A 20,357-nucleotide genomic window follows, 5' to 3' on the forward strand; every position below is an offset into this window, starting at 1 on the left:
ACTATATCCGGCCTAGTTTTTGCTAAGTCCATAGTGTGTAAACCGTTCTTATGTTACCAGCATAAGGGCGGTTTTTTATTGATCGTCATTTTCTAAATCAAGCATAAGAGTATCAACGTCCTCTTTACTCCATATCATGTTTTTATCATTTGGAATAGCGTGAATCAATCCATGCTGCCTTGCTTGTTCATAATAATATAATTCGGTTTCTTTAGAATCAAATTTCATGCTTAATCTTTCCTTTGTTCTTTTTAGGATTATATTTTTCTTTATTAATAATCTTTAAGTGTTTTAACCCTATTTCTATTGCATTTTCGAGTAATGAGAGAGAATCAGGATCTATTTCCATGCCATCATAATGAATAGAACCATCCTCACCATTTCTAATCTTCTCCATAATACTTTTTAAGTCTTTAGCAATATCTTTTTCGTCTTTTTTTGTTAATGTGATCTCTTTCGTGTTGGATATCTCTTTTCCGGTCACAAGGTAATCCAATGTGACACCGAAGTAATTAGCGATTATCTGCATTTTATCTTGTTTAGGCATACTTGTACCATTTTTCCATTGTGTTAAAGTAGCAGTTGATATACCTGTGTCTTTCGAAACTTTGTAAGCAGTAATACCATTTTGATTCAGAAGCTTTTCAAAGATATCATACATATGTATACACTCCTTTTCAACCATAGATACGTAATTGTAAAAGCTTTTCATGATACCCTAATACTCTTGATAACTGACCTATTGAGTAGTCATGGTATTCCAGAATATCACTATCAGAAATAAGTAAATGCATAGCAAATTTATTTGCTTCAATTTCCATTTTTTCAATAGATAAATAAGTATTGGCTCTCAGAAAGGGAGTATTCGCATTAGGATGAATAAACGAATGACCTAATTCATGTGCTAATACGAATTTTTCTTCATTCCTACTCAAATTACAGTTAAGATATATTTGCTTAACCCTATAAGCATTGTAATAATAACCATGAATCTGACCTAATTCACATCTATGTATATCAATTCCTAGTAAATTAGCCAATTCATAAGGAGAGTCTGTCTTATGTTTGCTTTTTATCCCCTCAACTAGTTTCTTGATGTCACTCACCCGGTCGTACTCCCCCTTTATTTGTCCTTTCTATATTTCTTAGGAGTATATTTCTTTTTAGCTGTTATCTTGGCTGTTCTGATAGCATTCTCCAGACTAATTTTTAATAGCTCCTTTGTTTCATCGTCTAAAGCTTCACCGTCAAACATTAATCCATCATTGAATTCTAACTGATCAAGCGTAGAATTTAGTTTTTTTGCAATGTCTCTTTCATCCTTACTATTAAGTAATTCTTCTTGCGATTCTTCTCCAGAGGTTAAGAAATCAAAAGATACATTTAGGTAATCAGCTATTCGAATTAATCGTTCATCCGGAAAAGATCCCTTTTTTAATTGTCCTATGTATCCGTTTGCAAATCCTAAATCTTTCTCAAGTTTTGATATGGGTATCTTTCTTTCTTTGCATAATGCCTTTACTCTTTCAACACTGTTCATAATATCCTCCAAAAAAATAGGTGAAAGCCTAAAAAATATGTTGACAAATTAGAGTATACCCGATATAATGAAAACAAGATTTAGGTGAAAGCCTAAATTTGTAGAGGGTAACTCAAATGATTGTGGTAAATCTATTTTAGATTATTCCCTATGAAAAGTCAATATAAATTTATGCTAAAACCTAAATATTGGAGGTGAATTTTTTGATCTATGAAAATATTAAGAGAATCTCAAAAGAAAAAGGGAGAAGTATCAGGTCAATAGAGGTGCAAGCAGGGTTAGGCAACGGAGTTATCAGAGGATGGAGAACATCAAGCCCCACAATTGACAGCTTAAAAGCGGTTTCAATTGTACTAGGGGTATCCCTAGAGGAACTTATAAAAGATGAGGTAAAAGCTCGATAGTAGATTAGAGGATGACAGAAGATTGGCAATTGTAAATATTGAATTAGAATAAAAGGAATTGAGCCAATTAATCGAACTTCAGGAGTAACAGAAGAATTAATTGACTCAATAAAACAAAGATCATTAAAAACCTAATTCATTGTCAAGGTAATCAAAAGAAGCTGCATCAAGCATCTCTTGCCATGACTGGAAGTTTGTATTAGCAGAAACATATTTGTCTAATTCATCTTCTGGTATTGCTTCGAATTCATCATCTGTTTCAAAGTTGAATTTGCCTTGAGCGAAAAAATCATCAATATTAGATACATTTGTGTGTGCTTTCATGAATTCAGAATTAAAAATATCTTCAAAGTCAACTTTTGAACCATCGATATTTTTAGCCTTATCAACAGAATTATTTAGTTCTTCTCTAACATCATCAAAATTTGCGTTATCGCTATTGAATTTAATCATGCTAATTTCCTCCTTTTTATTTATTCCGGTAGCATCCGGTATATAAAATTATAGGAGAAAAGGGAGAAAATAGCAATATTTTAAAAGATTTACTTTGTTAGATGACAATAGCATGAAAAGTAAGAACAAGGAAGGTAGAAAGTGATTGAAACAACAGTAAAAACCTTATGTAAACAGTTATCATTCGAAAAATCTGGAGAGACATTATCAGTGGAACTAAAGTTAATTAATGTATCTCCAGATATGAAAATAGAAAAATTCGAGGAGTTAATCAATAGGTTATTTATAGATGCAAAAAACGAAATTATTTAGGCATTTCTGGTAGTTTATTCACAAAATCGACCAGTGACAAAATCTGGCTAGGATTTTCAATAAATTTTGTTAATAGTAACTCATTTATAGCAGCTTCTGATGATTTATTTGTCGAAACTAATTTATCAGCCAAAACAGATACAGCACCAGTATCATTGGTTTTCATATTATTATGTATGTCCTTTAACATATCTTGTATTTTGTACAACTCTTGAAAAATCTGTGAGTTGAAATTATTAGAAATATTATTTTCGGGCATGTCCTCAGAGTTTGGCGTATCATCCGACAAAGCAGATATTGTTTGGGTTAATCTGCTTTTTAATTGATCAACTGACTCCAAATCAGTGAGTTCATAATCAAATGTTCTGATTGTGGAAATATCAAAAGGTATATTTTGAGATTTAGACCTTAAATGAATTATGTGTCTTCCTAATGCGGAACGATAACCTATTTCGTAAAAAGCATTCGGATTTAATTCACTTATATCAGCTATAACAAGTTCATCATTTTTTAAATGATCGATAATTTCTTCTGTAATAACACCATTTGTATTAACAATGTCAATGCGTATTGGTTCATAATCACACTCTTTACAAACGGGAGCAATTATAAACTTTAGCAATTTATCAGAGCGATTACGTGTTTCTGAACCTTCTTGACCTATAGGGCAAACAATGAAGCATTTTTTCATAATAAAGGGCTCCTTATACTTTGGTAGTTTTAAATAATTATACTACTATTTTACAGTAAATGCCACAAAAAAGAGAGTAGGTGAAATATGAAGTTTGGAAAATTCATGACAGTATCAGAATATTGCTCCATTACAGGACTTAGCCGTTCAGGGACTTATAACCGTATCCGTCAAGGCAAAATACCAGTATTTATCTATTCGGATAAGAAACTTATCCCAAGAAGCATTTTAGAAGAAACAACGCTATCAAAGCTGAATAATTTAATTGCAATTGAGTAAACAACATGGCAGCAGGAGAAAGCAGAAGAAGAAATTAGTTATTTAAAGAAGAACCCTTAGTTATGAAACGGAACTAGAGATCCTTATGAGCTATAAGAACTATAATGCAGCAGATGAAGAAGAATTATGTAAAATTCTTTTAAAAAAGGCAGTATCAATAGGAAATAAAATATAAACACATTTTAAAAGAACAAGGGGAAATAAGCAACCTTAAAAGAAAGAGCATAGAAAAAATGAAAGAAAAAATTAAATTTGTCCTTGGGTTATCCATTTGCTTTGGAATATTTTATATCTGGGGGATTGTAGGGTCATTACAGTGGGACAAGTTAACAGTGGGACAAACGTTATTCAGGGGAATCATAGCATGTACTTATATGACAGGGGCACTTTTTACATATAAAAAAATTGACGAAGAATAACCTTGTTAACATCCAGGAAGGGGCAAGAAATGAAATCTAGGTGCAAATACTGCGGACAGTATTGGAATATAAGCATTAAGCAGCAGGTACCAAAAAAAGGCTATGAATGCCCTAAGTGCGCTACGCTTATAAGAAACAATACGAATGATGTAAAAATAAGTAAAAGAACCAAGAGAGGAGGAAAAAACAATGTATAGAAATCCTTGTAAAAAATGTGGCGCTAATTTAGATCCTGGGGAAACATGCGATTGCATGAAAGAAGAAAGCTTTAGTTCTTCAGAAAAGAAAGCTTTTGATTACATAACAGAAACAGAGTACTTACATGCAGACAATAAAAAAATACCGGTTTAGCTGAGAACTAAGCCGGTATTCTGTAAATAAACTATAACTAACACGTACAAGTAGTATAGCATATTTACAGAATTTTGTCAAAGAAATTAAAAGGGGCAATCCCCTTAATCTACCTTGTAATGGGTATTATCTTTATGACAGGAGGAGTAGTTTCATTGAGTAAATATGCAGATTACAGCTATTTAGATATATATAATGAATCAGTACTAGGGGCAAGGACAGTAGAAGAAAGAATAGAAGAGCTTAGAGTATCAGGAAAGAACTATAGATACATGGTAAAAACTATTGTATCTGGTTCCATGATAGAAAGTAACATCTATCCTGTTTATGAAAAGAGAAAAGATAAACCAAGAAGAGAGAAAAATAAGATATCCAAAGAAGCCCAAGTTAAGCTAAATGATAAAAATGCCAAGTTAAAGTTTATAAGGCTGGTTAATAGCAATTTCTCTAAGGATGATTTAATGATTACCCTTACCTATGAGGACAGATATCTACCTACAGAGAAGCAAGCCAAGAAGGATATAACAAATTATATCAGAAGAATCAAAACATACAGAAGAAAGAACGGTCTACCAACACTGAAATACATATATGTGATAGGGTATGAAGATCCTGAGAAACAGCATGGAAATAAAAAGGTCAGAATACATCACCATATCATTATGAATCAAATGGATAGAGAAGCAGCAGAGGACTTGTGGGGACGTGGACGTGTAGAAGCCAAAAGGCTGCAACCAGACGAATACGGTCTTGAAGGAATCGCAAGATATATGGTAGCTCAAAAGGGTAAACGGTGGTACTCTTCTAAGAATCTTATTCAGCCCAAAGAATATAAATCAAGAACTAAGATATCAAAGCGTAAGGCTGAGAGAATAGCTTTAAATGAGAATGACCACAAAGAACTCTTTGAAAAGCTCTATAGTGACAAATATAAGTTCCTGGACTGCAAGACTTATATCTCTGATATTACTGGAGGTACATATTTATACTGTCGAATGCGGAAAAAAGACTGATATATTTACTAACAATATGAATAATGAGTATCCCCGGGAATGGGGGGCTATATAGTGCCAGAATGGAGCACAATCAAAAATTTGGAGGAAAACATATGAAAACAGCAGTAAAAATTAATAGTATTCAATCGGATGAATCGGTCTATAGAGATTATATCAAGATGATAGCGAATAGCCTGGATGAATCCAAATTAAAAAGACTTAGTAAGTTAGCACAGTATTTGTGGTTGAGTGAAAATAAATAACTGCAAGTTATCTTACAATCGGCAGCAGGAATAAGATAAATTATCATTGGACTGCTAGTATTTAGGTGTCGAAATTCATCAATGAACAATAGCATTATCAGAACATGGCAACTCATTAAATGTGTCAGAATCGGGCACAATCAAAAATTTGGAGGAAAAGTACATGGGAGCAGCTTTAAAAGAACAAAGCATTGATAATATAGATCAACAAGTACAAGAGATAGAATCTTTAGGAGTGCGTTATAAGGGTTCGATTGCTGATATCGTGAGTAAAATACCCAATAATGATATTAGAGCTTTAAGAGCCATATATACGGCTGCAAAACACTTAGTTTAGAAAAATCATCAAAGAATAGGAGATAAAAGCATGAAAACAGCAGTAAAAGTTAATAGCAATCAGGCTGAGGAAAATTACAAAGTATGCATCAAACGGATTGTAGACAATCTGGATACATCTAAACTGGAAAGACTCTATAACTTAGCAGCATATTTATACATGGGGAAAAAATAGATATCTCAAGGTGCCTGGAAGTATATCAATATATCAATGAAATACATAAGCATAAACTAATAAGGCAAAGGGGTGAAAACAATTAAATTATCAGCTTTTATAGAAGTGTTTGAAAATAATAAAAATAAAGTGGAAGAAGCACTAAAAGAACTTGAATCAAAAGGTTTTATTAATTCTTCTGGGAATATCACCACAGAGAAGGCTATACAACGAACCCAAGGTTTAATTACAGAGTATTTCTACGTTGATGTTACAGCACCAACTAAATTCATTCAATTTGGTCTTGTGAATGAATTTCATGATATCCAAAGAACACTAATAATCAGAGAAAATGGGCAGATCACTTTGATTAAGGATAATTAACAATAATACATATAAATATCTTAGTTGCAGCAGGGAATTAAACCAATTCCAGCCGGCTGGAATAATCGCGCCGGCGCGACTGAGTAAAAGGTGCATTTTTAAGAAAAATATAGAGGTAAATTCATGGAAATGGCAGACATTATAAGAAAACTGTATCACTTAAATAATATAGGTATCATCAAAGTTAATGAACAGATAGACAAGCTTTTAGAGTTAAGTGATTATACTGAAATTGACAAAGAACAAGAAGAGCTTCTTTTATTTGATATAACTCACATGAATGAGTCAATGAAAAATCGAATAGAAGTGACACAAGCTAAAAATGACATGGTAAATGCATATAGGCAGGAACTAGGAGAAATTGAAAGTATTCCCTTTCCAGTAAAGCAAAAGGATATTCTAAGAGTTATACGAGATACAACGGAAAGTCCTTTTGTAGCTCTGGGCAAAGCATATATATGGGGAAGTATCCAAAGTAGTAAAAATACATAGAGCATTGAGCTTATGGTATAGAAATCAAAAAATCAAAATAAAGGAGATAACACACATGAACGGAGAAGTTTCAAAGGAAGTCACAGAAAGAGAAAAAGAACAGATGCGAGCAAAAGTAAGAAAGGCAGTTGAACAAGACGGTTTTCTTGCTTTATCAGAATCTAATTTTGACATAATAACAAAAGCAATCAAAGAATTGCATTCTGTTTACCAGGAAAAAGCAAATGCTTTTGAAAAAAACATCAATACTCAGGCTTCAAGAATGCAGACTAAGGTTAATGAATTAAAGAATCAATATGCGGATAAAGTCACTGATGCTAATGAAAAAGGAAAGTTAATGGCGCAGGCTATTGCCTATGGTGATGATGAAAAAGCCGGACTATTGGAAAATGAGATAGATCAGTTAAACGAAGAAGCTTTTAAGATTGAGAAAAAGCTTCAGACTTTTGCGGATAGTGTAATTTCCGGGGATATGAAATTATACAATGAAGCTTCAGAAGCCTATAAAGACTATATAAGAAAAAAAGAGATTGGAGAAGCCGGAAGACTCGAATTAATGGAAATCATCAAAGAGAAAGAAGAGGAAATAAAAAAAATGCGGGCTCTTATGGTTGGATTAGAACGTATTACCTCTCTTATTCCGAATACACATGAAGGTGCACAACGTGTGAAATTTTATGAGAATATTCATGGCCCGATTGATGTAAAAGGTCATAGAGCCGGAACGGATAACGAAGCAAAGAGAAGATTTGTAGATGGTACTACAGCAGGAATTGAAAATACAATAGCAGGTAGACAGCTTTTAAAAGAATTAGGTGAAGAAGTGTCTGATATCAAAGGACAAGTAATACTTAAGGAAAGACCAAGAGGAGCTATATAAGGAGGTATAAAGGAATGGATTACAGATTATCAAAAGAAGAAATGGCAGCAGCTGCCATGATAGCACAGCCACTGGTCCTATGTCAAGATTTAGTACAAATTAAAATGAGAAGTTCTGCATGTTAAGCAGCAGGCAGAGACTTAGCCCTCTCATACAGTTTTTCATATTCGTCTGGAGACAAATAATCACAATAGCTGTGTATTCTGACGGTGTTATAAAAGGCTTCAATATATTCAAAAACAAGCTTATATGCATGGTTGTAGTTATGAATACTAAACCGGTTCAACCATTCTCGTTTGATGAGAGAATGGAAAGATTCAATACAGGCATTGTCGTAAGGATAGCCAGTATGAGAATAACTTCGTTGCATATTTACAGTGGCTTCTCGCCAGGCATTAGAAACATACTGGCTACCACGGTCTGAGTGTATAATCAAAGGAAAATCGGTGTCTCGACAAGCTTTTGCTTTATTGATTGTTTCGATAACGGAACACACTTCCATAGTATCAGAAAGAGTCCAGGCAATAATCTTTCTCGCAAATAAGTCCATAACGCAGTTGAGATAGACAAATCCGTCCTGTGTCCAAATGTAAGTGATATCGGTACACCAGACAGCATTAGGGCGTTCTGGATTAAACTGTTCATCAAGAATGTTGTGAAGTTCATCACTGAAATCAGAGTCTCTGGTTGTAGTGGTCCAAGGTCTAATCCACTGAGCTTTGATACCCATTTCACGCATGTATTTACCTACTGTGCGCTGGGCAATGGTTTCCCCAGATTTGCGAAGTTCCTTGGTGATTTTAGGAGCGCCGTAATTCTGTTTTGAACTATCATAAATCTTCTGGATTTCCTTTTTGACAGCCTCTTTACGTTGCTTGGTGGAAGAGACTTTTCGGTTCAGAAAAGCATGATATCCAGAGCGAGACACGCCTAAAAATTTCAGCATTCCGGAAGTAGAGACTCGGCGTTTTGTGACTTTAGATGCCTCTACCTTGGCAGAAACTTCGGTATAGATAGCTTCTGTCAATCTTTCCCCAGAATGCCGATGGCTTTTTTTAACACATCAAGTGCATCCTGAGCGTCACGGAGCTCACGTTTGAGACGAGCGATTTCCTTTTGTTCATCTGATTCGTAGTTACCGGAACCTCTAACGGGAATGTCACCATCATGGTCACGGAACTGAGCCTCCCATTTGGCTAAGGTACTTATACCAATTCCGAGATTCTTGGCACATTCAACCTGTGTAAGATCAGGATGTTCCTTGCGATAGTTGATAGCATCCAACTTGAACTGCTTAGTGTGTTGTTTTGATTTTCTTGGCATAATGAGTTCCTCCTCTTGTTATTATACATTATTTCAAGGGATTGTCTCATTTTGTTTTGTACTAATTAGATGCTAACATCACACATAACGGTGCTACCAAAGAAGAGAGGGATAGATTTGAAATTCTTAGAGGGGTAGTGACTGAGGGGGAATTCAAATCAGGAAATCAGAACAAATCCCCACTATCAGTAGAAACACAGAGAATTGCCCAAATGATTGCTATGGCTGGAAAGGGTGAGGGGCAGCAGGAGGAAAGTAGCAGAGAAGAGAAAATATATGCGGTGGAGTTTGATGGTGTTATTTGTGAAGACAACTATCCAGAAATAGGAGAACCTATAACAAGTACAATAGAGAAGTTAAAGGAGATCCAGGAGGATGGAGGGCAGCTCATACTATGGACTTGTAGAAACGGCAAGGAGCTGTCAGATGCAACTAAATGGTGCGAGGGACAAGGACTAACATTCAATAGCATTAACACCAATATAAATGGTGATGAATGCAAGAAGGTCACAGCTGATTATTACATTGATAAAAACAATGCTGATATTACTGATATATAAAGCAGCATAAGAGATATCTTAATACTTAGTAGTATCATGAAAAGATGCAGCCCGGCAGCAGTGGAGTTACTTGTACTGCTGCCAATATCATATAGATCGTAAGAGTGATTTGAAGTAGGCCGTTTCAAAAGGTAGAAATTATCTTATTATAAAGCTGACCAGTCGTAGGAAATCAAAAGGTACTTCCAGAGAGAAAATTTCCCTGCGGTGCTTGCGAGCCCATAATCTATCTAGACGCAAAATTTTTTTTCGGGTCGTTCGTTCGTTTGAAGAAAAAGAATTTGATAATAAGAGTTAAAAATAATGCAAATCGACGGATAATTTCAGGTTGAATATGAGAAGATTTCAATGCAGTAAATATATGGGTTCTTCATTGTTTTTTCTCACCGTCGATATTGAGTGAAAAGTGCATGTTGATTTTGATTATAAGTGGATTAGTAAAATGTCAATTTGGCGAACGGAGGTTATAAAACTGTTCGCCAAATGATATTTTGAAATTTGTCTATCAAATGATAGGGAATTTATCGTTTTTATCCCGAAAATCGCAATATGAGAGTATAAAGGAATCCGAATAAAATAATAAGACGAGCAGAGGGATGCCGGTAGAAAAAACGCAAAAAAGGCTTTCTTTCCTGCATATTAACTTTTTTATGCTGATCTGCAAGAAATGCAAGAGGGAAACGTATGAGCAATGAAGAACTAATCAATTTAATAAAGCTGGGGAGTGATATTAAAAACAACATGGAGCAGCTCTACATACAGAATCAAGGCATGATATATGCAGTTGTTAAAAGATACCGTTACGCTTGCCAGAGTGACCATAAAGGCACTTCAATAATAGAAGTCGAAGAATTAATGAATGAAGCTTATTTCGGTCTTTTAAAAGCAGTAGAGAGCTATGATACAGGTCAAGGAGTGCTGTTTATGTCATATGCTCCCTACTGGATAAAAAGAGCAGTAAAAAGATACCTGGAGAATTGCGGACAGGCTGTCCGGGTACCGGTACATAAACAAGCACAGGTTTATCAATATAATCAGGCAACATCATGTTTTTTGAGAAAGTATAATCGGCAACCTTCTGTTAAGGAATACGCGACCTGGTTAAGTGTATCAGAAAAAGCAGTGGAGCAGCTGCAACGTTTTATGTTTCAAAGTAAAATTAAGAGTCTGGATATTCCCTTACCTGGAAGTGATAACGTTGAATTAACAATAATCGACACAATAGCAAGTGAAGTAGATATAGAAAACGAGATTACAGAAAGACTAAGTCGGCAGCAGCTATATTCTGAATTATGGAAGATAGTAAAAGAAGAGTTGAAGGATGATATAGCGTTACAGATCCTAAAAATGAAATATGAGGACAATATGACATCAAAAGACATAGCCTTGCTAGTTAATGACGATTATAAGCATGTAAATAGCGTTATAAGGAAGTATATTAACCTTTTGAGAAAAAACGATGAAATAAGGCATATAGGCAAAGAATTAGGTCTGTTTGATAACCGCACGATAAACATAGGGTTTATTGAAAAAATCGTGTCTGCAGGCAATAACAGCATTTTAACAAATTTGGAAAAAGATTATGCCAAACATTTGGGTTGGATAAAATAAAGAATTAATTAATACTAAAGGGTAAAACAGTAACTTAAAGAAGGTGAAATAATAAATTATTGGAAAAATTTATATATAAGTTATTGAGAACTTATAAAAAATGAATTATAATTGATTAAGGATTATAATTTTCCCTATAGAAAGAAGAATATAATGAAACGTGTGAAGATTGAAAATTTTGGTGCTGTGAAAAATGTGGTAATTGATATTGATAAAAACATACAAGTTTATATTGGAGCCCAAGCTTCTGGTAAAAGTACAATATGTAAAATTATTTATTTCTGTAAAAAAATAAGAGACTATTTATTAGAATTCTTAATGGATACGGATCAATTTAATCGTAACCATCCAAATGAATATTATAATAATTTCTTAAAATTCTTAACTAAACAATTTATGGGATGCTTTGGAACAACAAAGCATATGAATAAATTTGTCATAAGATACGAATTTAATCAGAGCAATATTCAAATAAAATTAAACGAGGATGGTTATGTTAGATTTTCATTTAATCCTTTATTGAAAGATGCAATAGTAAAAATTATAGATGAAACTGCAAGTTTATTGGAAAAAAGTACCAATATAACATATGGAGATGAATTATTTTCTGTTTTAGATAAAGTATCTACAATGAATATAATGAAAGTACAGCTTAGAAAATTAGTTTTCGAAATTTTTAATGATGATATGGATATTATTTATATACCAGCAGGAAGAAGCTTATTAGCTTCTATGTCTGAGCAATTACATGGTTTTTCAATAACTGATATGGATTTAACAATGCAAGAGTTTATAAATTTGATAACAACAACAAAGAACAAATTTGGAAGTAAAATTCCTGATATGGTGGTAAATTATACAAAAACGGTTAAAGGACAAATTAATAATTCGGCTACAGATTACGCTTATCTTTTAATAAAGCAAATTTTAAAAGCTGATTATACAAGTGAAAATGATGGTGAAAAAATATATTTTGATGAAAATCATTGGGTAAAATTGATGTTTGGATCTTCAGGGCAACAAGAAGCTTTATGGATATTAATGATAGCTTTTGCCATTATTTTAGAAAAGAAAAAATCGTTCATAGTAATAGAAGAACCGGAAGCCCATCTTTTCCCAATTGCACAAAAGGAAATTATAAATTTAATAGCATTGTTAGTAAACACAACAGATAGCCAAGTTGTTATTACAACGCACAGCCCATACATTCTTACATCTATAAATATATTATTATACTCTTGGAAAGTTGAGAATTCAAAAAAAATACAATCAGAATTAACGATTATTCCCAAATCGATAAGATTATCAAGCTATAAGTTTGCAGCATATGTTATAGAAAATAGGGCACATGACAACAATTTCATAATGCAGTCATTGTTGGATAATGAGACAGGTTTGATAGATACTGAATACATTGATAAAGTTTCTGAAATAACAAATGATGATTTGGAAAAATTAATTGAGCTGGAGACAAAATATGATTTGTAATAAACTATCATTATGTTTTGATGCAAAGAAAAATTCTGGTGATTTTCGAGAATGTCCCAATATTCCTAGTAAATGCATAGAAAAAGAGGGTACTATATCAAACATAAAATGTGAAGAAAATGGTAAAATATACATTTTACAAAATACAGATAATAAATATATTGTTTCGTATAAAATGGACGGTGGAGTTATCAAAGAGGATAGTACCGTACCTCCGGGAACAAATAAGTGCGATTATTTATATTTAATCAATGAAAAGACCGAACCAATGGCTATAATAATAGAATTAAAAGGAACATCTGTAAAGAAAGCAATTACTCAACTTCTTGGGACCATTGAGCTTTACGATAAAATTTTTAGTAATTGTTCTAAAGTATTTTGCAGAATTGTTGTAACTTCATCTACTCCAATGATCAAAGCTGAACCAGCATACATAAAACTATCAAAGAAAATACAATCGAAATTAAATGGAAATATTAAAATTCATGAAAAAAAATTTATTGAAAAATATACAGAACTTTTATAATTTTATTTTTATGTTTAACATAATTTTTTAATCTTATCAATAAAAAAATCCTAAAATTGCAGGTGTTATTCTTGTACTGTATTTTGAGGATTTTTTAGTTTAATTTATTTGAAATAAATTATGTATACTGCAAAGTATAATTAATCATTCTCTTATAATTTGTAGTAGAACATAAAGTTGTAAAAGTCTGATAATTCTAGAATTAGCAAACTTAAAGTATTATTAAATATTTAATTTATATGTTTAAATCTAGGAGGATATAATTATGAATCATATTGAAGAGGAAATAATTAAAAATGTATCTTCTTTTCGACAATTACCTTATTTATTTGTTGGAACAGGAATGTCTATGCGGTATTCAAATGCCCCGGACTGGAATATGCTCTTATTTACTGTTTGGAGTATTTTAAATACAGATAAAGAAGAGCAAGAATTCAAACGATTAAGGCAAGGAATAGAAAATGAAATAAAAAGCAAATATGGAGATATTAATGATGAAGAAAAAAAATACTATATTAATCCTATTCTAGCATCTGTGTTACAAGAAAAATTTCATCACTCCTATTATAAAGATACTAATTTTCCCTCAAAAGTATTTACAAAAGAAGAAGATAAAGATATTCTTGATAAAAATTTCGATCCGTTTAAATACTATATTTCAAAAGAAATTAGTCAGTTAAAGTTAGATAAAACAAAACCTGATTTTCCTGAAATAAGAGATTTAATGAGATATCAAAACAAAATTGCTGGTATAATAACTACAAACTATGATTCCATTTTAGAAGACCTATTTTCGGATTTTTCCGTAATGATAGGACAGGATAACATGTTATTAGCTAATTCATTTAATATATTTGAAATTTTTAAGATTCATGGTTGCGCAACCTCTCCGAATTCATTAATTATAACTAATGAAGATTATTTAAGATTCAGAAGTAAGCTGAAATATTTGTCTGCAAAACTATTAACAATCTTCGTAGAACATCCAATAATATTTATTGGTTACGGCATGGGAGATATTAATGTAAGGAGTCTTTTTAAGGAGATTGCTGAATGTTTATCTAATGAGCAAATAAATAAAATTAAAAGTAATTTTATATTTCTAACTCCAGCATTTGGAAGTGAAGAAAAAAGTACTATTCGTGAGATTGTCTTTGGGAAAAGTACTATAGCGATGAAAGAATTTATCCTAAATGATTATTCAATATTTTATAAAGCTTTATCAAATATTCAAAGTTCATTACCAATTAAATTAGCTCGCAAGTTACAAGATATGGTCTGCAATTATGTTTACTCAGCAACTGCAACTAATAATATTCTTTTTGGAACAATAAATAGTCCTGACCTGGATGATAGTAAGGCAGCTATATATTTTGGAGAGCTTGATACTGTACGTCAAATTGGATTTAGTCACTATACTATTGATGATATATTAGAAGATGTGTTATTAGATAATAAATCATATTTAGTTAACGAGCAACTAATAACGAAAACATTTAAGAATATAAGAAGTAGTGCCGGTACTACACTTTTACCAATTTATAAATATATTAAGGCTCTAAATTATAATATTAACAATATTCCAGATACATATAATATTATAAAAAGTTATAATGATGTAATGCCAACAAGTAGTGAAAGAAGAAGTATGGATAAAAGCCTTCAATTTAATAAAATAGCAGATATAGAGAATAAATTTCCCAATCATATACCTAAACAAGTATGTTATATTAAAAAGTTTGCATCTTATATATCAGTAACTGAACTTGAGGATTATCTAAAAAAACATTATAGAACTCCTGAGTATATTAAGTATTTATCTACTTTTAAAAGACTTATAGCTTTATATGATTTTAAGAAATATAAATAAAAGAAGGTACAATCCCCTTCTTTCATATCTTTAAAAAAAGACCATCCAGAAGGTTCATATACCTTGTACTTTTATTATATTATTTATATATGAAATTATACCATAAAAGTATTAAAAGTCAATTAGTTTCAGGAGAATTAGATCCTTGAATAGTAATAAAATACTATAGAATAAGTATATAAATAAAAGCGCCTATATGGGTGCTTTTTTCTTGCTGTTTAAAATAAGATAGTGTATAATAATGGAAAATAACAAGGGAATATGGAGTATATATATGGATGAGAGCAAAATTAAGCAGTTACTAGATACATGTTATGAAAAAGCTCTACAAGGACTACCAACTAGCAAATCTGTTTATGATTTATCAGATCAATATTTAATAAAATATCGTGATCCTTATACAGCAGCTGATAAGTTGAAAATTAATCAAATTGCTAAGTGTGGTACTTCAGGTTTTATTACTGGACTTGGAGGTGTGATAACATTACCTATTGCAATACCTGCCAATATATCAAGTGTTATATATATACAATTAAGAATGATTGCATGCATCGCTTATATTGGAGGATATGATCCCTCGGATGACGAAGTACAAACTATGGCATATGTATGCTTAACAGGGAGTGCAGCTGCTGACATCTTAAAAAAAGCTGGGATAAATATAGGCGAAAAAATAACTGTTAATTTGATAAAAAAAATCCCAGGAGCGGCACTAACTAAAATAAATCAAAAAGTTGGATTTCGATTTTTAACAAAGTTTGGAGAAAAAGGTGCAATTAATCTTGTAAAATTCGTCCCTTTAGTCGGTGGGGTAGTTGGCGGAGGTGTTGATATAGTTGGAACAAAATTAATAGCAGACAATGCAATCAAGATGTTTATAGAAGGGAAAATTCAGTAATAATTCGGTGGAATTAATTAATTTTATACTATTCACTTATTAAATATTTAAAACCACCGACTATATGCCGGTGGTTTTAGTATGTAGAATTCTGTGGAAAACATAAATTATTTTTTCCAATTGTCGTAAAATTCTTTGATCCCATTATATAATTCGGGTATATCCTCTTCATCAACCTCGTTTAACATATCAATTATAACTTTCTTCATTTCGTCATTTGATAATTTATCGAATTCTTCTTCTGTTGGGTAATTCATTAAATAACCTCCAAGTTAAATTATAGACTTAGTATGGTGCAAATAGAACATTTTGTCAATATTTTATATATATGAAATCACGAATTATATTACTGCTAAAAATAAAGTTCAGAAGAGGGAAAGTGCATATCATATCACATTTTTCTTGTCCTTTTTCTTGTCAATTTACCCATTTTAGGCTTACGAGAAACACTAGTACATATAACCAGTAAAAGATAGAAGCACTGATTTTACTGTAATTTATAGCAGATAGTAATAATTAATATACATAGTATTTCGCCTTGCCAAGGCGAGGGTCGCGGGTTCGAATCCCGTCTCGCGCTTACGAAATCCCTTGATTTTCAAGGGATTTTTTATTGCGCTGATATGTGCACCGTATGTGCACTACTATTTTATGCTCTTTCTATCACTTTTTTCAGAGCTTTATTCATAATATCTAAGTTCTCACGTTCCGTATTGGGATTGTAAATATAACTAAGAGTAGTGCAATGGGACTTTTGCATATAAATTCCTGCAACTCTACAATATTTGCCAAGCCAATAGGTTACTGTTCTTGCAGATAATAATGAAAACAAAAAACATATTGATGCATAAAGTTATCACGTATTTATTATTGTCCCTTTGTGCGGCATGTATATCGCTTCATTTAACTATATATGGAGTACAATTTGTACAAGAGGTTCAAGATTCGCAGTTAGCTTCTATAAATCACGAATACAACAATTCTGGTGCTGGCAACAACAATTCAATAAACGATTAATTAATTAGTAATAATCTTAATCGTATTAAAGTAATTAATAATTCTGGATTACTATTTTTTTTAGCAGGCTCATTTAACATAATACATTCAAACTCAAGCGAAAAGGCACTCAGTTCAAAGACATATAAAAGAAATTGCACGATCATTGGCTCACTATTTTTACTAATAAATATGTGTACTATTATGTGCACATAAATCAGAAGTGGATGGAACCCCTTTCTTTTCTGTATTTTAGGAGTGGACTATGGTTCGAATCCCGTCGCGAGCTCTTCTTAATTAGCCAGAAGTCCTTTATTTAAGAGGCTTCTGGTGTTTTTTCGTTCAGGGAGTTTTGAGTATAACAAGTCCATTCACATATGAAAGAACAATTTTGCAATATAAGCATTATTGGTAAATGTTGCCATGTGTAATATTGGGTGATATAATGATTGATGCTAGAGTGATAGAGTTATTATTAAGCTTTATACCATTATGTTCGTCTCAGTTGTTTACAATTGCGAATTAATTTTTTAAATTCAAATATATCAAGAAAGACCTATTAACAATAACCTTGCAGATTTGTTCTAAAAATGTAAGGTTATTATTTTTGGGTTATTATATCCTTATTACGAAAGGACGGTATGATATGGAATTTTTGAATCGAATGACAGAGGTTATAAATTATATCGAAGAGCATGTTACTGATGACTTTAATCTTACCGATGTAGCAAAAATAGTTTGCTGTGATGTATATCAATTTGGAAGAATATTTTCATACGTAGTTGGTATATCACTTGCAGAATATGTACGTAACAGGAGGTTGTCACTAGCAGCCTTGGAACTACAAAACGGAAATGTCAAAGTTATTGATATTGCTCTTAAATATGGTTATAGCTCTCCAGAATCATTTGCTCGTGCATTTCGCGAGATGCATGGTGTGTCACCAAAAGAAGCATATGCAAAAGGTGTTACTCTCAGAATGTATCCATGTATCGACTTTCAAATTTCAATTAAAGGAGTTGTCAACATGGATTATCGAATCGAAGAAATAAGTACTATTAAGTGCGTGGGGGTTTCGTATAATGTTGTTCAAGCCAAGGATGTTTGGACGAATGCATGGGAAAAATTTATAGACATACCTGATGAAAAATTAGGTGGATCCCCTGACCAAATACTAGCATGCAAACATCATCTGTATCGAGCGCCCCTTTGGCAAATCGGTCTTGCTCATAATTTAGAAAACGGTGACTTGGTTATGTCAATTGGTGCTGAAGATGCAGGCGGTGAATATCCAGGATTTGACTATTTTGAAATACCAGCTGGAACATGGGCGAAGTTCAAAGAAAATGGTACTATGCCAAGTGGTATTGGAGCGCTTTATACGAAAATTTTCACTGAATGGCTTCCGTCAAGTGGATATGAACAGTCAATGAAGACATCTATAGAAATTTATCCGCCAGGAAATTCGCAAAGCGAAGAATATACATTTGAAGTTTGGATTCCAATCAAGAAAAAATAACTATATTCCCCGACCAGGCTTAATGAAAGAGGGCAGGAAAGCTAGTAAAATTATGCTTTCCTGTTTTTTTAGTTTCTGAAATAATGTGTACAGCATCCTTTTGTTTCTATATAACATAGGCTAACCGCTATAGTACTTTATATAGAAATATTATAGTGTGGATTAATTGCATGAGTTTCGATATATTTGAACAAGTAAAAAGTTTTCATGCAAACAATTAGATAGAATTCTTGGTTGAGTTTCTATTATAATTGAATATGTGACGAGCCTTATGAAAATATATCCAGATAAGGGTTATACGAATAGTTGTATGATAATCAACAGACACGTTACCTTACATCTCCTAAGAGTGTATTGGTAATGAAGCGATTTTTATTTATACTATACTTAATAAACGAGAAGGAGTTGTACGAAATGAATATTGGTTTAACAATAAAGAAGCTTAGAAATCAGAAGAATGTAAGTCAGAAAGAACTGTCCGAACAACTTAATGTTTCATGTCAGACAATAAGTAAATGGGAAAATGATAATACCTATCCAGATATAAGCATGATACCTATTATTGCAGATTATTTTCATGTTACGATAGACACGCTTTTTCATGGTGTGATAGAAAGTGCGGACGATGTTATTCCGGGGGCAATGAAAGACAATCTTAGTGAAAATAACGAAGGCTGGAATCTTGCACAGAAAAATGGATGGACAGGAACCATTCTCCCTGCGTATGGTTCTTATACTCCCACCGAAGAAAAATTATGCCTGTTTGATGGTATAGAGGATAAATCTGTTCTTGAAATTGCATGTGGAGATGGAAGGTCATTACTATATTTAGCAGGAAAGGGTGCGAAAGAATTATATGGTCTTGATATTTCGGAAAAACAAATTGAAGTGGCAAAAGACAATTTAAAGAGTAACAAAGTTAAAGCAACTCTTTTCGTGTCTCCAATGGAGGTTAACCCTGGAATCCCTTTTCATCACTTTGATTGTGTGTACTCTATATATGGCATTGGCTGGGCACAGGACTTGTATAAAGTATTTGGACTTATCTCTAAATATCTTAAGCCAAAGGGCAGATTCATTTTTTCGTGGGACAACCCAATGCTGCCGTGCATAAAAGAGAAAGACGGCGAGTACCTGATTACTGAATCATATGTTAAAGAACAGGAGAGACAGTGGACCAAGTTTGGAGAACCCTTTACCACCAGGAACTGGAAGCTTTCTTCATACATAAATGCGCTTATCGGTTCAGGCTTTGAAATAGAAAGGATAATAGAAGAATCCGATGACTACTCAGATTCTGCACCTTTTATGGATAAATACTATTCTGAACATAAAGCTTCAATAATCAATCATACGGTAATAATAAGGGCTCGTAAGAAATAAAATGCCAACTCAAATAGCGGATTAGAGATGAAAATCATCTAAATCAAAATGTTGAAAATTTAACGGTTGTGCCAACTCTGCGCCAACGGTTGTTTTTCCTGTACCCAATGCACGGAAAATTATTATCCCTCTGGACACTAGGTCACCTCTTAAAGTATTAGTAGTATTGTAACCCTGTTAAATGTGATAATTATATACATTATGTATATTAATTCATAGGAAAAAAATTG

The 20,357-nt window shown here is 32.6% G+C and carries 30 protein-coding genes; 20 read left to right on the forward strand and 10 right to left on the reverse strand.

The window, feature by feature from the left end:
• Positions 1-75: 75 nt before the first annotated feature.
• Genes R2R35_RS19965 through R2R35_RS19980 form a run of 4 tightly spaced genes read right to left on the reverse strand, consistent with a single transcriptional unit; the run spans position 76 to position 1,540 of the window.
• On the reverse strand, positions 76-228 hold the full coding sequence (locus tag R2R35_RS19965) for a hypothetical protein (protein WP_317731585.1): 153 nt from the start codon (positions 226-228) through the stop codon (positions 76-78).
• Complete coding sequence (locus tag R2R35_RS19970; protein ID WP_317731586.1) at positions 218-661, reverse strand: helix-turn-helix domain-containing protein; 444 nt, start codon at positions 659-661, stop codon at positions 218-220. The genes R2R35_RS19965 and R2R35_RS19970 overlap by 11 nt, the downstream gene beginning before the upstream one ends.
• A 16-nt stretch (positions 662-677) precedes the next feature.
• Complete coding sequence (locus R2R35_RS19975) at positions 678-1,106, reverse strand: ImmA/IrrE family metallo-endopeptidase (protein WP_317731587.1); 429 nt, start codon at positions 1,104-1,106, stop codon at positions 678-680.
• A gap of 17 nt (positions 1,107-1,123) precedes the next feature.
• Positions 1,124-1,540 carry a helix-turn-helix domain-containing protein gene (locus tag R2R35_RS19980; RefSeq protein WP_317731588.1) on the reverse strand — a complete coding sequence of 139 codons (417 nt, stop codon included), beginning with the start codon at positions 1,538-1,540 and terminating at the stop codon, positions 1,124-1,126.
• A gap of 203 nt (positions 1,541-1,743) precedes the next feature.
• Between R2R35_RS19980 and R2R35_RS19985 the strand changes: the two genes are divergently transcribed.
• Positions 1,744-1,944 carry a helix-turn-helix transcriptional regulator gene (locus tag R2R35_RS19985; RefSeq protein ID WP_317731589.1) on the forward strand — a complete coding sequence of 67 codons (201 nt, stop codon included), beginning with the start codon at positions 1,744-1,746 and terminating at the stop codon, positions 1,942-1,944.
• Between the two features lie 123 nt (positions 1,945-2,067).
• Here the strand turns inward: R2R35_RS19985 and R2R35_RS19990 are convergent, their stop codons facing one another.
• On the reverse strand, positions 2,068-2,397 hold the full coding sequence (locus R2R35_RS19990) for a hypothetical protein (RefSeq protein WP_317731590.1): 330 nt from the start codon (positions 2,395-2,397) through the stop codon (positions 2,068-2,070).
• A gap of 141 nt (positions 2,398-2,538) precedes the next feature.
• On the opposite strand from R2R35_RS19990, the gene R2R35_RS19995 reads away from it, so the two are divergent.
• Positions 2,539-2,709: a hypothetical protein gene (locus R2R35_RS19995; protein WP_317731591.1), complete on the forward strand. Its 171-nt coding sequence runs from the start codon at positions 2,539-2,541 to the stop codon at positions 2,707-2,709.
• Here R2R35_RS19995 and R2R35_RS20000 read toward each other — a convergent pair.
• On the reverse strand, positions 2,702-3,400 hold the full coding sequence (locus tag R2R35_RS20000) for a nucleoside 2-deoxyribosyltransferase (protein WP_317731592.1): 699 nt from the start codon (positions 3,398-3,400) through the stop codon (positions 2,702-2,704). The two genes, R2R35_RS19995 and R2R35_RS20000, sit on opposite strands and share 8 nt — an antisense overlap.
• 87 nt (positions 3,401-3,487) lie before the next feature.
• On the opposite strand from R2R35_RS20000, the gene R2R35_RS20005 reads away from it, so the two are divergent.
• The 10 genes from R2R35_RS20005 to R2R35_RS20050 all read left to right on the forward strand — a co-directional run bounded on the left by R2R35_RS20005 (position 3,488) and on the right by R2R35_RS20050 (position 7,953).
• Positions 3,488-3,679 carry a helix-turn-helix domain-containing protein gene (locus R2R35_RS20005; protein ID WP_317731593.1) on the forward strand — a complete coding sequence of 64 codons (192 nt, stop codon included), beginning with the start codon at positions 3,488-3,490 and terminating at the stop codon, positions 3,677-3,679.
• 233 nt (positions 3,680-3,912) lie between these two features.
• The gene (locus tag R2R35_RS20010) at positions 3,913-4,098 is read left to right on the forward strand and encodes a hypothetical protein (protein WP_317731522.1); all 186 of its coding nucleotides are present in this window, start codon (positions 3,913-3,915) and stop codon (positions 4,096-4,098) included.
• A 189-nt stretch (positions 4,099-4,287) separates the two neighbouring features.
• Positions 4,288-4,449 carry a hypothetical protein gene (locus R2R35_RS20015; RefSeq protein WP_317731523.1) on the forward strand — a complete coding sequence of 54 codons (162 nt, stop codon included), beginning with the start codon at positions 4,288-4,290 and terminating at the stop codon, positions 4,447-4,449.
• A 155-nt stretch (positions 4,450-4,604) separates the two neighbouring features.
• Positions 4,605-5,462, forward strand: a complete 858-nt coding sequence (locus R2R35_RS20020) for a rolling circle replication-associated protein (RefSeq protein WP_317731594.1) — start codon at positions 4,605-4,607, stop codon at positions 5,460-5,462.
• Positions 5,463-5,557: 95 nt separating this feature from the next.
• Positions 5,558-5,707 carry a hypothetical protein gene (locus R2R35_RS20025; protein ID WP_317731526.1) on the forward strand — a complete coding sequence of 50 codons (150 nt, stop codon included), beginning with the start codon at positions 5,558-5,560 and terminating at the stop codon, positions 5,705-5,707.
• 163 nt (positions 5,708-5,870) lie between these two features.
• On the forward strand, positions 5,871-6,044 hold the full coding sequence (locus tag R2R35_RS20030; RefSeq protein WP_317731527.1) for a hypothetical protein: 174 nt from the start codon (positions 5,871-5,873) through the stop codon (positions 6,042-6,044).
• 30 nt (positions 6,045-6,074) lie between these two features.
• Positions 6,075-6,218 carry a hypothetical protein gene (locus tag R2R35_RS20035; RefSeq protein WP_317731528.1) on the forward strand — a complete coding sequence of 48 codons (144 nt, stop codon included), beginning with the start codon at positions 6,075-6,077 and terminating at the stop codon, positions 6,216-6,218.
• Positions 6,219-6,290: 72 nt separating this feature from the next.
• The gene (locus R2R35_RS20040) at positions 6,291-6,581 is read left to right on the forward strand and encodes a hypothetical protein (RefSeq protein ID WP_317731595.1); all 291 of its coding nucleotides are present in this window, start codon (positions 6,291-6,293) and stop codon (positions 6,579-6,581) included.
• Between the two features lie 123 nt (positions 6,582-6,704).
• Complete coding sequence (locus tag R2R35_RS20045) at positions 6,705-7,073, forward strand: hypothetical protein (RefSeq protein WP_317731530.1); 369 nt, start codon at positions 6,705-6,707, stop codon at positions 7,071-7,073.
• A gap of 55 nt (positions 7,074-7,128) precedes the next feature.
• The gene (locus R2R35_RS20050; RefSeq protein ID WP_317731597.1) at positions 7,129-7,953 is read left to right on the forward strand and encodes a hypothetical protein; all 825 of its coding nucleotides are present in this window, start codon (positions 7,129-7,131) and stop codon (positions 7,951-7,953) included.
• Between the two features lie 121 nt (positions 7,954-8,074).
• Here the strand turns inward: R2R35_RS20050 and R2R35_RS20055 are convergent, their stop codons facing one another.
• Both R2R35_RS20055 and R2R35_RS20060 read right to left on the reverse strand, forming a co-directional pair.
• The gene (locus tag R2R35_RS20055) at positions 8,075-8,980 is read right to left on the reverse strand and encodes an IS3 family transposase (protein ID WP_317731047.1); all 906 of its coding nucleotides are present in this window, start codon (positions 8,978-8,980) and stop codon (positions 8,075-8,077) included.
• The gene (locus R2R35_RS20060; protein WP_317731048.1) at positions 8,977-9,276 is read right to left on the reverse strand and encodes a transposase; all 300 of its coding nucleotides are present in this window, start codon (positions 9,274-9,276) and stop codon (positions 8,977-8,979) included. Before R2R35_RS20060 ends, R2R35_RS20055 begins: the two co-directional genes overlap by 4 nt.
• Positions 9,277-9,413: 137 nt before the next feature.
• Here R2R35_RS20060 and R2R35_RS20065 point away from each other — a divergent pair, with 137 nt between their 5' ends.
• The 6 genes from R2R35_RS20065 (at position 9,414) to R2R35_RS20090 (ending at position 16,229) form a co-directional block, all read left to right on the forward strand.
• A complete protein-coding gene (locus R2R35_RS20065; protein WP_317731598.1) occupies positions 9,414-9,836 on the forward strand; it encodes a hypothetical protein in 423 nt (140 codons plus the stop codon).
• A gap of 684 nt (positions 9,837-10,520) precedes the next feature.
• On the forward strand, positions 10,521-11,447 hold the full coding sequence (locus tag R2R35_RS20070) for a sigma-70 family RNA polymerase sigma factor (protein WP_317731599.1): 927 nt from the start codon (positions 10,521-10,523) through the stop codon (positions 11,445-11,447).
• 153 nt (positions 11,448-11,600) lie between these two features.
• Entirely contained in the window at positions 11,601-12,935 is a 1,335-nt protein-coding gene (locus R2R35_RS20075) for an AAA family ATPase (protein ID WP_317731600.1), read from the forward strand.
• Positions 12,925-13,461 (forward strand): hypothetical protein, encoded by a 537-nt coding sequence (locus R2R35_RS20080; protein ID WP_317731601.1) that lies wholly within the window; start codon positions 12,925-12,927, stop codon positions 13,459-13,461. The genes R2R35_RS20075 and R2R35_RS20080 overlap by 11 nt, the downstream gene beginning before the upstream one ends.
• 265 nt (positions 13,462-13,726) lie before the next feature.
• Positions 13,727-15,331, forward strand: coding sequence for an SIR2 family protein (locus tag R2R35_RS20085; RefSeq protein WP_317731602.1), 1,605 nt, complete (start codon positions 13,727-13,729; stop codon positions 15,329-15,331).
• 274 nt (positions 15,332-15,605) lie between these two features.
• Entirely contained in the window at positions 15,606-16,229 is a 624-nt protein-coding gene (locus tag R2R35_RS20090) for an EcsC family protein (RefSeq protein WP_317731604.1), read from the forward strand.
• A 107-nt stretch (positions 16,230-16,336) separates the two neighbouring features.
• Here the strand turns inward: R2R35_RS20090 and R2R35_RS20095 are convergent, their stop codons facing one another.
• Positions 16,337-16,486, reverse strand: coding sequence for a hypothetical protein (locus tag R2R35_RS20095; protein ID WP_317731605.1), 150 nt, complete (start codon positions 16,484-16,486; stop codon positions 16,337-16,339).
• 1,385 nt (positions 16,487-17,871) lie between these two features.
• Here R2R35_RS20095 and R2R35_RS20100 point away from each other — a divergent pair.
• Positions 17,872-18,744, forward strand: a complete 873-nt coding sequence (locus tag R2R35_RS20100) for an AraC family transcriptional regulator (protein WP_317731606.1) — start codon at positions 17,872-17,874, stop codon at positions 18,742-18,744.
• A gap of 414 nt (positions 18,745-19,158) precedes the next feature.
• On the forward strand, positions 19,159-20,127 hold the full coding sequence (locus R2R35_RS20105; RefSeq protein ID WP_317731607.1) for a methyltransferase domain-containing protein: 969 nt from the start codon (positions 19,159-19,161) through the stop codon (positions 20,125-20,127).
• Between the two features lie 21 nt (positions 20,128-20,148).
• On the opposite strand, the gene R2R35_RS24775 is transcribed toward R2R35_RS20105, so the two are convergent.
• On the reverse strand, positions 20,149-20,265 hold the full coding sequence (locus R2R35_RS24775; RefSeq protein ID WP_442872256.1) for a shikimate kinase: 117 nt from the start codon (positions 20,263-20,265) through the stop codon (positions 20,149-20,151).
• Positions 20,266-20,357: the final 92 nt, after the last annotated feature.

Origin of the sequence: Anaerocolumna sp. AGMB13020, assembly GCF_033100115.1 — a bacterium.
GTDB lineage: Bacteria > Bacillota > Clostridia > Lachnospirales > Lachnospiraceae > Anaerocolumna.

Coding starts and splice junctions, on each gene's coding strand:
- R2R35_RS20080 (WP_317731601.1), top strand. CDS start 12,925: ATGATTTGTAATAAACTATCATTATGTTTTGATGCAAAGAAAAATTCT.
- R2R35_RS19970 (WP_317731586.1), bottom strand. CDS start 661: ATGTATGATATCTTTGAAAAGCTTCTGAATCAAAATGGTATTACTGCT.
- R2R35_RS19990 (WP_317731590.1), bottom strand. CDS start 2,397: ATGATTAAATTCAATAGCGATAACGCAAATTTTGATGATGTTAGAGAA.
- R2R35_RS20010 (WP_317731522.1), top strand. CDS start 3,913: ATGAAAGAAAAAATTAAATTTGTCCTTGGGTTATCCATTTGCTTTGGA.
- R2R35_RS20015 (WP_317731523.1), top strand. CDS start 4,288: ATGTATAGAAATCCTTGTAAAAAATGTGGCGCTAATTTAGATCCTGGG.
- R2R35_RS20000 (WP_317731592.1), bottom strand. CDS start 3,400: ATGAAAAAATGCTTCATTGTTTGCCCTATAGGTCAAGAAGGTTCAGAA.
- R2R35_RS19965 (WP_317731585.1), bottom strand. CDS start 228: ATGAAATTTGATTCTAAAGAAACCGAATTATATTATTATGAACAAGCA.
- R2R35_RS20045 (WP_317731530.1), top strand. CDS start 6,705: ATGGAAATGGCAGACATTATAAGAAAACTGTATCACTTAAATAATATA.
- R2R35_RS20035 (WP_317731528.1), top strand. CDS start 6,075: ATGAAAACAGCAGTAAAAGTTAATAGCAATCAGGCTGAGGAAAATTAC.
- R2R35_RS20105 (WP_317731607.1), top strand. CDS start 19,159: ATGAATATTGGTTTAACAATAAAGAAGCTTAGAAATCAGAAGAATGTA.
- R2R35_RS20070 (WP_317731599.1), top strand. CDS start 10,521: ATGAGCAATGAAGAACTAATCAATTTAATAAAGCTGGGGAGTGATATT.
- R2R35_RS20025 (WP_317731526.1), top strand. CDS start 5,558: ATGAAAACAGCAGTAAAAATTAATAGTATTCAATCGGATGAATCGGTC.
- R2R35_RS20060 (WP_317731048.1), bottom strand. CDS start 9,276: ATGCCAAGAAAATCAAAACAACACACTAAGCAGTTCAAGTTGGATGCT.
- R2R35_RS20050 (WP_317731597.1), top strand. CDS start 7,129: ATGAACGGAGAAGTTTCAAAGGAAGTCACAGAAAGAGAAAAAGAACAG.
- R2R35_RS20100 (WP_317731606.1), top strand. CDS start 17,872: ATGGAATTTTTGAATCGAATGACAGAGGTTATAAATTATATCGAAGAG.
- R2R35_RS20090 (WP_317731604.1), top strand. CDS start 15,606: ATGGATGAGAGCAAAATTAAGCAGTTACTAGATACATGTTATGAAAAA.
- R2R35_RS19980 (WP_317731588.1), bottom strand. CDS start 1,540: ATGAACAGTGTTGAAAGAGTAAAGGCATTATGCAAAGAAAGAAAGATA.
- R2R35_RS20085 (WP_317731602.1), top strand. CDS start 13,727: ATGAATCATATTGAAGAGGAAATAATTAAAAATGTATCTTCTTTTCGA.
- R2R35_RS20030 (WP_317731527.1), top strand. CDS start 5,871: ATGGGAGCAGCTTTAAAAGAACAAAGCATTGATAATATAGATCAACAA.
- R2R35_RS20095 (WP_317731605.1), bottom strand. CDS start 16,486: ATGAATTACCCAACAGAAGAAGAATTCGATAAATTATCAAATGACGAA.
- R2R35_RS20005 (WP_317731593.1), top strand. CDS start 3,488: ATGAAGTTTGGAAAATTCATGACAGTATCAGAATATTGCTCCATTACA.
- R2R35_RS20075 (WP_317731600.1), top strand. CDS start 11,601: ATGAAACGTGTGAAGATTGAAAATTTTGGTGCTGTGAAAAATGTGGTA.